This is a genomic window from uncultured Microbulbifer sp. (genome assembly GCF_913055755.1).
Taxonomy (GTDB): domain Bacteria; phylum Pseudomonadota; class Gammaproteobacteria; order Pseudomonadales; family Cellvibrionaceae; genus Microbulbifer.
The window spans coordinates 39,857-52,732 of the sequence record NZ_CAJXKH010000011.1; the positions used below are offsets into that span (position 1 = coordinate 39,857).

Sequence of the window (12,876 nt, forward strand, 5' to 3'; positions counted from 1 at the left end):
GGTTAACCGGTTCAGCTGTCGCGCTGTTTGATGGCGATCATGGAGGCAAAATTGAAGCACTGGAACCAGACGTCAACACTGCTGAACCCCACAGACTTGAGGCGCTCGCGGTGGTCGAACAGGGTCTCGGGGATCAGCACGTTTTCCAGCGCGCTGCGCTTTTGCGCGATCTCCAGCGCACTGTAACCGTTGGCGGCCTTGAAGGCGTGGTGCAGGTCGATCATCAGCTCCTGGTGGTCGCTGTCGGAAAACGCCACTTTCTCCGACAGGATCAGCACACCTCCGGGGCGCAGACCCGCGTAAATCTTCTGCAGGATATCCCGTCGTTCCGCGGTGGGGATGAACTGCAGAGTGAAATTCAGCACCACCACGGAAGCATCTTTGATATCCACATTCTGCAGATTGTCGCAGACCAGTTGCACCGGCAGCTGACCGCTGTCGGCGGCAATCACCGTGCGGGCGCGATCGATCATGGCCTGGGAATTGTCCACCGCGATGATCTCGCAGTCGGCCGCGGGTATCCGGTGGCGCATCGCCAGGGTTGCCGCACCCAGGGAGCAACCGAGGTCGTAGCAGCGGCTGCCGGCCTGGGCGAAGCGCTCGGCGAGGGTGCCGATCATTGCCACGATGGTGCTGTACCCCGGCACCGAGCGCTGGATCATGTCCGGGAAAACTTCCACTACCGACTGGTCGAAAGTGAAGCCGGCGACGTCACCCAGCGGCCTGGCAAAAATATCGTCTTTCTTGCTCACGTTACTGTTCCCGCTTACCGCCCGCTCACAGTTTTTCTTCGTGCAGGTCCAGCGCGACGCCGGCCTCGCGGCCCTGACTGCCGGTGACCACCGCGGTGTTCGCCTTCTCCGGTTGCAGGTAGGTTTTGCCCACCCGTTGCAGATCCTGCAACGTGACTTCGGTCACCTTGCGGCGAAATGCCTGGCGCACCTCGTGGGTGCGGCCGTACAGCGCGGAGTGGAAGGCCTTTTTCGCCTCGCCGGCCGGTGAGCCAGGTTTGTCCATGCCGCCGACGACACCGAGGATCGCTTCCTCGACCTGGGATTCCTCGTGCCCGCTGCCCAGCAGCCAGTCGATGGAATCGTCGAAATCTTTCAGTGTTTCCGCCATGCGCGGGTCGCGATAGGAATAGAAGCGGAATGCGCCGATATTGCCATCGTGACTGGCACCACCGCCGTAGGCGCCACCCTGTTCGCGAATGGTGCGGTGCAGGTAGCCGTTGCGCAGGAAACCGCCAAGCACTGCCAGTGGCGCGGCATCCGGGTGTGACATGGGCACGGTGGGGTAGGCCTTGGCGCAGAAGTTGACCTGGCTGTTGGCCACCCAGACTTCCTGTACCTTGCGGGGCTCGAACGGCGCTGTGGGACTGGCGGGAGCGAGGTTGCCGGTGTTCGCCAGCGGTTGCAGGGCCGCGGTGAAATCAGACAGCTTGTCGTCTTCGCCAATCAGCAGGAACTGGCGCTCACAGCTGACAATTTTCTGGTGAATCGCGGCAAATTTGCCGGCCAGGGTTTCCAGCCCCTCGTTGCTGTCGAGGGTGCGCACCAGTGCCTTGAGCTGGCGCAGGCCCTGCAGGCCTCCGGACTCGTGGCCATCGGCGGCGGCACGGTTGAAGCCGGCGCTGGCGGCAGCCATGGCGAGTGCGTGCCCGCTGCCGACCACCGACTGCTCGCGCCGCGCCAGGGTTTGTAGAAGCAGTTCCTTGATGCGGGGCAGTTCGTCGAAGCGTACCTGTTCCACGGTGGCCTGCATCAGTTCGGTCAGTGCCGCCTGGTTTGCCGCCAGGGCCTTGCCGGACAGGATAAAGTGGCCGGACTGGTTTTGCAGGTTGTCGAGTTCCGTGCGGTGGCTGGTAAACCCGTGGATGGAGCCGGCCACGGCCGCCTGCCATTGCTGCACCGCCAGGTAATCCTTGTCGCCCAGGCCCAGTTCACACAGGGACTGGCAGTAATAGGGCAGCAGCTGGCGCTCTTCCTCGGTAAATTCCGGCAGGGTGGTAACCAGTTGCTGGTACACCAGGCCGTTGGTGCCGGCGCTGTAGCGGGTTGCCTTGCTGCTGGCCACGGCGACGGTTTCCCCCTCGACCTTCGGCAGTTCCGGCGGAATGTCCTCCACCCCGACCTTGGGTAGGATGGACTCGTCGTCCTTGCGCTGCTGACGCTCCGCCAGCGCTTTTGCGGTCTGGATGATCTGCTGCCGTTCGCCGTCAGTCAGGGAGCCCTTGATCTCGGCGAGGCGGGTTTTTTCCGCCTGCTCGTCGCGGCTGGCCAGTTCGGTATCCGGTGACAGCACCAGGCGCACGCGGTGCTGGTTGTCCAGCAACAGTTTGCGCGCGGTGTTGGCAATGAATTTCGGGTCCTTGATCTGCTCCCGGAGCTTTTCCAGGGTGCTGTCGATATTCAGCAGGCCGATGGCATCGCCGCGGTGGGTAGCGCCGGTGAGTGCGGTGAGAATCAGTTGCAGGCCGTAGGGGAAACCGTCGCCGCCAATTTCCCGCTGCTGCAGTTCCAGCTGGTGTAGCGCTGCCGCGACCTGCTCGTAGGGCACGCCGTTTTCCGCCACGTCCTCGAGCACCTTGAGTACCTGCTGCTCCAGCTCGTCGGCGCGCTCGCGCTCGCTGCCTTCGATACCGCACACGAACACCAGCTCACGCTGCGAGTCGTCGAGGCCGCAGAGCGGGGAGGGCGAGTGGCCGAGGTCGGTGGTTTCCAGCAGCTTCATCAGCGGCGAGGCGCTGTTGTCCAGCAGTACCCCGGACAGCAGGTGCGCGGTGAGCGCCTCTTCCAGGTCGGTGACATCGCCCAGAAGCCAGCCGAGAACGATATGGGTTTTCTCTGCCTGCTCCTCTTCCGCGGGCAGCGGGTACTTTTCCTCTACCCGCACCGGTGACAGGTAGCGCTTTTCGCGGCCTACAGCGATGGTTTTCTGCAGCTCGTCAAATTTATGCAGGGCTTTCTCTTCAAACACTGCCTGGTGTTCGGCGGCATCGATATTGCCGAACGTCATGAAAATTGCATTGCTGGGGTGGTAGTGGCTGCGGTAGAAGCTGACCAGCTGCTCGTAGGTGAGTTCGGGGATATCCGACGGCTCGCCACCGGAGTTGAAGTGGTAAGTGGTGGTGGGGAACAGGTATTTGCTCAGGGATTGCCACAGGCGCGAGGTCACCGAACTCATGGCACCCTTCATCTCATTGAAGACCACGCCCTTGAATACCAGCTCGCTCTCCGGGTTTTCCGGTTCCGCGAACTCCAGCCGGTGGCCTTCCTGAGCAAAGTCCAGTGGGTCCAGGCGGGCAAAGAATACCGCGTCCAGATAGACGTCGAGCAGGTTGTCGAAATCCTTGCGGTTCTGGCTGGCGAACGGGTAGGCGGTCCAGTCGGAACTGGTGAAGGCATTCATAAATGTGTTCAGGGAACGCCGGATCATCATGAAGAAAGGATCGCGCACCGGGTATTTGTCACTGCCGCAGAGCGCGGTATGCTCGAGTATATGGGCGACGCCGGTGGAGTCCTGGGGCACTGTGCGCAGGGCAACCAGGAACACGTTTTCGGGGTTGTCGGCGGCAATGTGCAGGTGCTGGGCGCCGGTATGGCGATGGCGGTATTCTTCTACCCGCACGCCGAGGGATTCGATCTCGGCACTGGTGATGGGCTCGAAGGCGGGGTGTACGTTGCTCAAAGGACAGCTCCAGTAATTCGGTTGCGCACTCAATTGCGGGCCCGGAGCCAGTCTGTGGTCCGGGCAAATCGGCGGCCATTTTAGCGCTCCGGGGCAGCGAAAAGACAGGGTTGACAGGAGAGTGTTGACACTGGCGCCACTGGTGCGAAACTGCACCGCGCTCGGACTCGGTTAATCTTATGTCAGCGCCCGATTCATGGACTTTCCGCAGCTGTCGGAATCACCGCACTAAATGTAGACGAACAGGGGGATCCCGTTGAACTGGATGGATATTGCCAGCCTGGCAGGCTTCTGCCTGACCTGGGCGGGCTACACGATCTTTGCCCGCCGAAAGGCCAAAACCGCCTGGTGCCTCGCTTCCTCGATGCAGTGGTACCGGGTGGAGTGGATGCTGCGGATGCTGGAGCGGGATATGCGCATGCCGGATGCGGCTATCCTCAGCAATCTCGAACGGGTGATCGGTTTTTTTGCGTCCACCAGCATACTGATCCTTGCGGGTCTGGTAACCGCGCTGTCTTCCAATACCGCGGCAGTGGCGGTACTCAGCAGCCTGCCGTTCGCCCAGACCACCACCATTGCCCAGTTCGAGCTCAAGGTAATGGTGCTGATCCTGATCTATATTTTTGCCTTCTTCAATTTCACCTGGTCCCTGCGTCAGTATTCATTTGCCAATGTGCTGCTGGGGGCGGCGCCGGCGGTGGATGAGGAAGATGTGAGCCGGGAAGAACGCCGGCGCTACGCCATCAGTGCCGCCAAGGTCATCGACCAGGCAGGGCACAGCTACAACTACGGCCTGCGCTCCTTCTACTTTTCCATGGCGGTGATGGGCTGGTTCCTGCACCCGCTGCTGTTTACCCTCGGCTACCTGCTGGTAATCTGGGTACTGTATATGCGCGAATTCCGCTCCCGTACCCTGCAGGTGATTCTCGCCGCAGAAGGGCGCTCGCTGGATCAGGTGCGGGACAAGTAAGTGGATGTTTGCGGGATTCTGATGGAATTCGACAGGCTCGCCCGGGACAAGGGGTGGCAGCAATTGCACACGCCCAAAAACCTGGCCATGGCACTGGGCGTGGAGGTGGCGGAACTGCACCGGCACCTGCAATGGCGCAGTGATGCCGAAATCGCGCAACTGATGGTGTCGGATGCCGGCGCGGAAGTGGCGGCGGAGCTGGCGGATATCCAGATGTACCTGATCAAACTGTCCGCATCCCTTGGTGTGGATCTGGATCGGGCGGTGGCCGACAAGATCGTGGAAAACCGCCGGCGATGAACGACCGCAATTTCGACGACCTGGCGCACCGCTTCCGCAAGCGTATTTACGGCGGTCTGAAAGGGGATATACGCCTGGCGGTGCTGAATCGCGATCTGGCGCCGGTACTCGCGGCTTCGGCCGCTGAGTACCTCAAGATCGTGGATGCCGGTGGTGGCCAGGGGCAGTTTGCGCTGGACCTCGCAGGCGCCGGACATCGCGTGTGGATTGCCGATATCTCTGCCGACATGCTCGGCCTTGCCGAAGAGCAGGTGGCAGAACGCGATCTGGAGGACCGGGTAGCGCTTCTGCAGCTGCCGCTGCAATCCCTTGCCGAGGACCAGCGGGTGCCGGTTGCCGATCTGACCCTGTGTCACGCGGTACTGGAGTGGCTGGTGCAACCCGCAGCGGCGATATTGGCGCTGGCGGCCTGTACCCGTCCCGGTGGTTATATCTCCCTGACTTTCTACAATCGCCGCGCGCTGGAATTTCGACTGTTGCAGCGGGGCTGTCTGCGCCAGTTGGATCGCAATCGCACAAGCGGGGACTGGAGCGGCCACCCCGGCAGCCTGACACCGCAGAATCCACTGTTACCTGAAGAGGTACTAAACTGGGTGGCGCAGGCCGGGTTGTCGGTCGTGGCACACAGCGGAATCCGCTGCTTTCACGACTTCATGACACCGGAAATGCGCGACAAGCTGCCGCCCGCGGCCATTGTGGAAAAAGAACTCGAATACTCCAGGGTCGACCCTTACCGCCAGCTGGCCCGCTACGTGCACCTGTTGCTGCGCAAGTGATTGCCCGGGTCGGGGCGCAGGTTCAATGATCCAGCTGTTTCAGCAGCAGTGCCTTTGCCGCATTGATTCGCGATGCCAGGTAGTCGTTGCCACCGCGGTCCGGGTGGAATTTCTGGATCAGCCTGCGATGGGCACCGATGATTTCCTCCCGGCTGGCGCTGGCGGAAACACTCAGGATCTGCCGGGCTTCCGCGACTGTCAGCTGCGGTTCCCGCGGTGGCTTCTGCTGAGATTCGTGCTGCTGTGATTCTTGTTGTTGTGTTTGGGTATTTTCCCGGTTCTGGCGGGCCTGGGCTCGCTTGGCGATCAGCGGCGCTATCCAGGGTAGATGTTTGCCGAATACCCGCCACAGGCGGTTCAGCACCGGAAGTACCACCGCAATTGCGGCGCCCACCCAGTGCAGGCGGCCGCTGATGGCGAGGACAACGGCGGCGAATGCCAGTGCAATCAGTGTCCACTGCAGAATCAGCTTGCGCCGCTGGGAGGGCGGGGTGGATTTGAACTTTTGCAGTGCCAGCCAGGCAAAAATGCCGACGGCCACCAGCAGAATCATGCGACCCAAATGTGTTTCCTCTCAATCGGGAGACGTCTCAGACCGCAAGCCTAACAGATGCGCTTCAGATGTCGATTCGAATGCCGACAGCCATAAAGTCGTCGATAACCGGCGCCGCAACCACGTTGCTGTCATTGATGCCGTTTTCCCAGTAGAGTCGGACACGCTCATTCCACAGGTATTGAAAGCCGATGTAGTACTCGGCCAGGCGGTACTCGTCGTCTTCTACCAGTGCCGCTTCAAAACCGGCATCGTCGGACAGCATGATGTTGTAGCCACCGTAGAGCGAGTAGCAGTTGTGGGCGCCCCAGGTGTAGCTGACGAAAGCTTCCGAACCCTTGGCATCAAAGAAGTTGGTGATTCCGGTGACCGAGCCGGGAGGTGCCAGCTCGTTGTTCTGGGAGCGGTTGACCACCAGCGCCGCATATAAGCCCTTCTGATACGCACCTTTACCGTAATAGGCGCCGAATGCGGTGGTCCAGTCGTTGCTGCTGGCATTGAACGCGGTGTCGTCGCTGATCAAAACCGGACGAATCCCGGAGGTGTCGTAAATGAGCCCGTGCTGGCTGGCGATATCCATCTTCACCCGGTTGTAAGCCATGCCTACAAACAGGCCCTCGCCGATATCCGCACGGTATGTCAGGGAAATGCCGTGGTTGATGCCGTATTCACAGTCACCGACCGGGCATTCCAGCAGCGTGTTGGGTCCGGCAAAGTCGGTGACCCGAATCTCCAGATCGGCAGCGTGTGCGGCATATTGCAGGCCTACCTGAAACTCTCCGGCTTCGAACTCCCAGCGCTTGCGCCAGGTAACGGCGCTGTCGGCGCGACCGGTACCGGTAATGCCGCCATCGGTGCCCAGGGCGTAAGTGCCGCTAGCAAGGCCGCCGGATACGTTGTACCAGTCGGTGATATAGGTGACGTCGTAATAAACCGCCCACTGCTTGCCGGCGATAAAATCGCCCCACTTTTGGTGTTTGGCAAACAGGTGTCCCTGGCGCAGGTAGAGAGACTGCTGAGCCTCCCCTGGAGAAGCCTGCTGGTTACCCTGAATAACCACGTTTTGCGCGGAGTTGATCGCCCTAATACCCCACTCGAGATTGAAACCGGTATCCCACTTGTCATAGGCCGGCACATTGAGCCCGATGCGGAGGCGCGATGCACCGTCCTGCATCTGCGTGTCGCCATAGGTATTCACCATATGGGCGAGGAAATACCCTTCCATATACAGCGTGACTTCATTGGACTGGTAGATGGGCAGTGCGTTTGCACTGGCGGCGCCCATACCCGTCACGGCAATCAAGCTTCTCAGCAATGCGTTATTCATTGGAGCTGGTCTCGACAATCCGTTGCTTGCTCTGGATTCGGAAAACTTTTGTTTCCAAGCAACATTAGACCAGTTGGCTGAAGTCGTTTATGAGAAAAGGTACACTGATGCCAAATGGCGGTTGCTCCGCTATTTCGCAAAGTATTTGTAATTAAAATATTCCGAATCGTTTGATAAATGGAGGCGGAAACCTTGGCCGATGCCAGTTCTCTGAGTCGCAGGATGTTCGGCTTGACCGTCAGGAAAAATGCCCATCCGGATATGCGCCGGCTGCGTCGAGAGGCTGGGGATGCCAGCCTGCACGGGAACAAGTTCTGGAGAAGCTCCTGCCTGACCATGGATTACCTGAAAAAGCATCCGCTAGAAAAAGGGGCTCGGGTGCTGGACCTCGGGTGTGGCTGGGGCCTGGGCGGCATCTTCTGTGCCAAGCAGTTTGATGCCAGGGTCACGTCCCTGGATGCGGATCCCAGCGTATTTCCGTTCGCCAAATATCACGCTGAATTGAACAATGTCGAGATCGAAACCTGGCGCTGCCGCTATGAAAAAGTGACGCAGAAAGACCTGAGTCGTTTCGATGCCGTGATCGGCACCGATATCTGTTTCTGGGATCAGTTGGAGGATCCACTTTACAACCTGACCCGGCGGGCGTTGCGGGCCGGGGTCGGGCGCGTTCTGCTGGTAGACCCCGGGCGCTCCCCGTTCCGGCGCCTGGCGCAGCGGGCAGCTGAAAAGCTCGACGCGGAATACTGCGAGTGGCAAACTCTGCGCCCGATCAAGGCCAGCGGTTGCATTATGCGTGCAGGTCCGGCCTGATCCCAGTTCCCCCATGGTTCCCGAGAGGTAATTTCCATGCAATTTGATAAATCCCGGCTTCCAACTGCAAACGAGGCGCTTCCAGGCCGCTCCGAGGCCATGCCCATCAGCGGCAAGCATTTCGTTTCCGGCCACACCATGGTGGCGCCGTTTCCCGAGGGGCTCGAACAGGCCGTTGTCGGGGCCGACGAACCGGCGCCCGTCGGCGGTGGCGATGACCGGGGCCCGGTCGCTGCCCACGCCCGGATCGACGACGCACAGGAACACTGCGTCGTCCGGGAACGGCGCGATCAGCGCGGCGAGAAGATAGGCGGCAGAGCGGGGCGAAAATGCCGGTGCGTCGTGCATCAGGTCGATCACGGGAACGGCCGGCGCCTCGCGGGCGAGGACGGCCTTCATCTGGCCGACATACGGGCCGTCCGTGCCGAAATCGGTGAACACGACGATCATGGGATCAGTATGCCGCCCGCGTCGGGGCGGCGGCAAGCGGGGCCTCAGGTCCCCGTGGCGGCGCGCTCCGCCGGCGTGCCGGCACAGACGACCTGGTTGCGCCCGCCATCCTTCGCCGCGTAGAGCGCGCGGTCGGCGCGTTCGAGGAAATCGGACAGGTCCTCGCCCGGGGCGAACGTGGTCACGCCGAACGACATCGTCACGGTTCCCATGCCTTCGTCGGACCGCTTCGTGACGATGCGTTTGGATGCGACCTTGTTGAGCAGGGTCTGCGCGACGTCGACGGCACTGTCCGTGTTGGCTTCGGGAAGGACGATCGCGAATTCCTCGCCGCCGTAGCGGGAGACCATGCCCAGGTCTCCGAGGCCGTCCTCCAGGGTCTTGGCGATCAGGCGCAGCACCTGGTCGCCGAGTTGGTGGCCGTAATTGTCGTTGAACGATTTGAAGTGGTCGAGGTCGGCCAGGATCAGGGACAGCGGCTTGCCCTTCGCCGTCGCCTTCGCCATGGAATCGTAGAGCGTCTGGTCGAAGCATTTCCGGTTGGGGATGCCGGTCAGGCCGTCGGTGAGCGCGTCGCGGCGGGAATCCTCCAGGGCCTTGCGCAGTTCGCTGATCTCGCGGGCGGAATCCTGCACCCGGCGGCTCAGCTCCTTCGACTGGGCATCCATGGAATCCGTGCGCTCCATGATGTCGCGCACCAGCTCGCGGACATGGTCGACGCTTTTGGCGTTCTCGAGGCCGCCGGAGAAGCTCTGCAGCGCTTCGCCGTATCCCTCGGCATTTTCCTGGGTGGTCGACAGCGCCTCGACGATATGCGTCGCGATGGCGTCGATCCGCTCCGAAAAGCCGCCGTCGCGCCCGGTATCGGCGCCGGCGGCGATGTAGCGTTCGTAGATTTCGGCGGAACTCTGATCGTCGAACGCCTTCTTCGTCGACAGAACCGTGTCGACGGACTTCTTCAGGTCGTTGTTCTTGCCCGCGTAGTACTCATACCAGATGGCATAGTTTCTCGGGTTCGCGGCAATCCCGAGCTTCTTCATTCGCTGAAGCGCGGAAAGGGCGAACTTCGTCGCGGTATCGACGGGTTCAGGATAATGCATGCGGCATTCAATCTCTTAAACCAGCGGGCGTAAGGGATTGTGTCCTCGAACCCTTAAAAAGACGATAAATGTCATGCGGTTGTGATGCATGGTGCTGCGCACGGCATGCATCAATCGTACGGCACGACCCTTACGATGGCCGTCTTGTTCAGCAGATGGACGGTTTCCGTGTCGTCCACGAACGGCATGAAGGGATTGCCATCGTTCAGGAGGTCCTGAATCCGCGACGTTGCCTCCACGAAGACATAGCCGTTGAGGACGATTCCGTCGCTCATCGTGATCTCCGCGTGTTCCCGGACTTTCGGGACTTTCGGGGTGAATTGAGGCATCCCAGGCATGTTGCGGATTGTATCCCGAGACCCTTAATGCGCCCTTAAATCCGGCCCGGACAGCGGCCGCCGGGCCCGAGGATGTTGCCGCCCTTTTGGCGGATTGGTATATTGCGCCGCAATAGGGCATTTTTGCGTTGCAATACCGGCGTTCGGACCCCCAGAAATCGGAAAAAAAGCATATGGATCAGCAAGTTAGGCCCGCTGCCATCATCGCCACGATGGAAGAGCTCCACGGTTATTTTATCGAGGACCTCGAACCAGGAATGACGGCGGTCTACGTCCGCACCGTCACCGAGACGGATATCGTCCAGTATTCGCAGATTTCCGGGGACGATAACCCGCTGCACGTGAACGAGGAATTCGCCAAACAGACGGTTTTCAAGGGCCGGATCGCCCACGGAATGCTGACCTGCGGCTATATTTCGGCCGTCCTCGGCACCAAGCTGCCGGGCCCGGGCTGTGCCTATCTGAACCAGAACCTCAATTTCCGCGCACCGGTTCGGATCGGCGACACCGTCCAGACCCGCATCACGATCAAGGAGGTCGAGATGGAGACCAACAAGGTCGTCTGCGAGGCGGTCTGCTCGATAGGCGAGAAGGTGGTCATCGACGGCACCGCCACGCTCTGGGTGCCCAACCGGCGCAAGAAAGACTGACCGTTTCCCGCGTCCGCGCGGGGAATGGTTTGACTTGACCCGGCGCCATGGCTACGAAGACCGCCGCCATGCGCATATTCAGACACGTTGCGGGCCTCCCGGATTTCGTGCGGGGGACGTCCGTCGCCATCGGGAATTTCGATGGCGTCCATCTCGGTCACCAGGCGGTGATTTCCGAGGCGGCGGCGCATGCGACGGAACTGGACACGTCGCTGTCCGTGATCACGTTCGAGCCCCATCCGCGGCGCTTTTTCCGCCCCGACGAGGCGCCGTTCCAGCTGACGCCGCTGCGCAGCAAGGTCCGCCGCTTCCAGGCGGCCGGGGTCGACAACCTGCTGGTTGTGCATTTCGACGCCGAAACGTCGAAGCTGGGCCATGAGGAGTTTCTCGGGACCTTCGTCACGGGCGGCTTCCAGGCCCGCCACGTGACGGTCGGCTACGATTTCGTGTTCGGCTCCGGGCGCGGCGGCGACGTCGACTTTCTGCGGAGTTGCGCGGCGCGGGACGGGTTCGGCTTCTCGGCGGTCGAGCCGGTGAAGGACGCGAGCGGGACGATCTATTCGTCGACCAACATCCGCAACTGCCTGCGCGACGGCAATCCGCTCGGCGCGGCGCGGCTTCTCGGCCATCCGTGGGAGATCGAGGGACGCGTGATCAAGGGCGACCAGCGCGGCCGCCAGATCGGCTTTCCCACCGCGAACGTCTCGCTGGACGACTACGTGGAGCCTGCGCTGGGCGTCTACGCCGTGTGGGCCGGGGTGGAGGAAGGCGGGGTGACGACGTGGCACCCCGGCTGCGCCAATGTCGGGCGGCGGCCCACGTTCGACAAGGACGACGTGAACGTCGAGGTGTACATTTTCGACTTCACCGACGACATATATGACAAGTTGCTCCGGGTCGCGCTGGTCGAGTATATCCGCCCGGAGAAGAAGTTCGACGGGATCGCCCAGCTGCGCGAACAGATCGCACTGGATTCCCACGATGCGCGGGCGCTGCTCGACAGCATCGGAAAGGACGATTTCAGGCGCCCGCCCGAAGAGGGCCGGGGCTGAACGGAAAAGAACGGAAAAATGGCGACCGATTACAAATCCACCGTCTTCCTGCCGAAGACCGAGTTCGAGATGCGCGGCAAACTACCGGAGCGCGAACCCGGCATTCTGGCGCGGTGGGAGGAAATGGGCCTGTACCAGCGCCAGCGCGAGGTCTCCGCGGGGCGCGAGAAGTTCATCCTGCATGACGGCCCGCCCTATGCGAACGGCAACCTGCATATTGGCCACGCGCTGAACAAGATCCTCAAGGACGTCATCAACCGCTCGCAGCAGATGCTGGGCAAGGACGCGAACTACGTCCCCGGCTGGGACTGCCACGGCCTGCCGATCGAGTGGAAGATCGAGGAACAGTACCGCGCCAAGGGCAAGGACAAGGACGAGGTGCCCGTCGTCGAGTTCCGGCGCGAATGCCGCGATTTCGCCGATCACTGGATCGGCGTCCAGCGCGAGGAATTCCAGCGCCTGGGCGTCATCGGCGACTGGCAGAACCCCTACACCACGATGAACTATCCGGCCGAGGCGCAGATCGCGCGCGAGTTGATGAAGTTCATCGATAACGGTCTGCTGTACCAGGGCTCCAAGCCGGTGATGTGGTCCGTCGTCGAGAAGACGGCGCTGGCCGAGGCGGAGGTCGAGTATCACGACCACGAATCCGACACCATCTGGGCGAAGTTCCCGGTGAAGGGCGACGGAGAGCTCTCCGGTGCGTCGGTCGTGATCTGGACGACGACGCCCTGGACGATCCCCGGCAACCGCGCGATCTCGTTCTCGTCGCGGATCTCCTACGGCCTGTACGAAGTGACTGCTGCGCCCGACGAAAACTGGGCGAAGGCGGGCGACCGGCTGGTGCTCGCGGATTC

13 protein-coding genes and 1 pseudogene are annotated in these 12,876 nt (G+C 61.4%); 7 read left to right on the forward strand and 7 right to left on the reverse strand.

Annotated elements, in window-relative coordinates; all coding sequences use genetic code 11:
• Nucleotides 1-11: 11 nt before the first annotated feature.
• Entirely contained in the window at nucleotides 12-752 is a 741-nt protein-coding gene (gene cmoA / locus QZ511_RS03955) for a carboxy-S-adenosyl-L-methionine synthase CmoA (protein ID WP_295799270.1), read from the reverse strand.
• Between the two features lie 25 nt (nucleotides 753-777).
• The gene (locus tag QZ511_RS03960; RefSeq protein WP_295799272.1) at nucleotides 778-3,690 is read right to left on the reverse strand and encodes an insulinase family protein; all 2,913 of its coding nucleotides are present in this window, start codon (nucleotides 3,688-3,690) and stop codon (nucleotides 778-780) included.
• Between the two features lie 265 nt (nucleotides 3,691-3,955).
• On the opposite strand from QZ511_RS03960, the gene QZ511_RS03965 reads away from it, so the two are divergent.
• From QZ511_RS03965 to QZ511_RS03975, 3 genes are read left to right on the forward strand one after another with little or no spacing between them, the layout of a single operon-like run.
• Nucleotides 3,956-4,660 carry a DUF599 domain-containing protein gene (locus QZ511_RS03965; protein WP_295799331.1) on the forward strand — a complete coding sequence of 235 codons (705 nt, stop codon included), beginning with the start codon at nucleotides 3,956-3,958 and terminating at the stop codon, nucleotides 4,658-4,660.
• 21 nt (nucleotides 4,661-4,681) lie between these two features.
• Entirely contained in the window at nucleotides 4,682-4,960 is a 279-nt protein-coding gene (locus tag QZ511_RS03970; protein WP_295799275.1) for a nucleotide pyrophosphohydrolase, read from the forward strand.
• Nucleotides 4,957-5,736 (forward strand): methyltransferase domain-containing protein, encoded by a 780-nt coding sequence (locus QZ511_RS03975; RefSeq protein ID WP_295799278.1) that lies wholly within the window; start codon nucleotides 4,957-4,959, stop codon nucleotides 5,734-5,736. Before QZ511_RS03970 ends, QZ511_RS03975 begins: the two co-directional genes overlap by 4 nt.
• 22 nt (nucleotides 5,737-5,758) lie before the next feature.
• Here QZ511_RS03975 and QZ511_RS03980 read toward each other — a convergent pair whose 3' ends face one another.
• Both QZ511_RS03980 and QZ511_RS03985 read right to left on the reverse strand, forming a co-directional pair.
• Complete coding sequence (locus tag QZ511_RS03980) at nucleotides 5,759-6,289, reverse strand: molecular chaperone DnaJ (RefSeq protein ID WP_295799332.1); 531 nt, start codon at nucleotides 6,287-6,289, stop codon at nucleotides 5,759-5,761.
• Between the two features lie 64 nt (nucleotides 6,290-6,353).
• A complete protein-coding gene (locus QZ511_RS03985; RefSeq protein WP_295799281.1) occupies nucleotides 6,354-7,604 on the reverse strand; it encodes a hypothetical protein in 1,251 nt (416 codons plus the stop codon).
• A 348-nt stretch (nucleotides 7,605-7,952) separates the two neighbouring features.
• Here QZ511_RS03985 and QZ511_RS03990 point away from each other — a divergent pair, with 348 nt between their 5' ends.
• The gene (locus QZ511_RS03990) at nucleotides 7,953-8,429 is read left to right on the forward strand and encodes a methyltransferase domain-containing protein (protein ID WP_295799334.1); all 477 of its coding nucleotides are present in this window, start codon (nucleotides 7,953-7,955) and stop codon (nucleotides 8,427-8,429) included.
• A gap of 213 nt (nucleotides 8,430-8,642) precedes the next feature.
• Here QZ511_RS03990 and QZ511_RS03995 read toward each other — a convergent pair.
• From QZ511_RS03995 to QZ511_RS04005, 3 genes and pseudogenes are all read right to left on the reverse strand, one after another.
• Nucleotides 8,643-8,879 (reverse strand): annotated as a pseudogene (locus tag QZ511_RS03995) (SAM-dependent chlorinase/fluorinase); the annotation flags it as partial.
• A gap of 44 nt (nucleotides 8,880-8,923) precedes the next feature.
• Nucleotides 8,924-9,979, reverse strand: coding sequence for a GGDEF domain-containing protein (locus QZ511_RS04000; protein ID WP_295799318.1), 1,056 nt, complete (start codon nucleotides 9,977-9,979; stop codon nucleotides 8,924-8,926).
• 110 nt (nucleotides 9,980-10,089) lie between these two features.
• Complete coding sequence (locus QZ511_RS04005) at nucleotides 10,090-10,254, reverse strand: hypothetical protein (protein WP_295799321.1); 165 nt, start codon at nucleotides 10,252-10,254, stop codon at nucleotides 10,090-10,092.
• A gap of 236 nt (nucleotides 10,255-10,490) precedes the next feature.
• On the opposite strand from QZ511_RS04005, the gene QZ511_RS04010 reads away from it, so the two are divergent.
• The 3 genes from QZ511_RS04010 to QZ511_RS04020 form a co-directional block, all read left to right on the forward strand.
• The gene (locus QZ511_RS04010) at nucleotides 10,491-10,967 is read left to right on the forward strand and encodes a MaoC family dehydratase (RefSeq protein WP_295799324.1); all 477 of its coding nucleotides are present in this window, start codon (nucleotides 10,491-10,493) and stop codon (nucleotides 10,965-10,967) included.
• A gap of 47 nt (nucleotides 10,968-11,014) precedes the next feature.
• On the forward strand, nucleotides 11,015-12,019 hold the full coding sequence (locus tag QZ511_RS04015) for a bifunctional riboflavin kinase/FAD synthetase (protein WP_295799326.1): 1,005 nt from the start codon (nucleotides 11,015-11,017) through the stop codon (nucleotides 12,017-12,019).
• Between the two features lie 18 nt (nucleotides 12,020-12,037).
• The coding region (locus QZ511_RS04020) for a class I tRNA ligase family protein (protein WP_295799329.1) at nucleotides 12,038-12,876 on the forward strand (839 nt) is incomplete at its 3' end.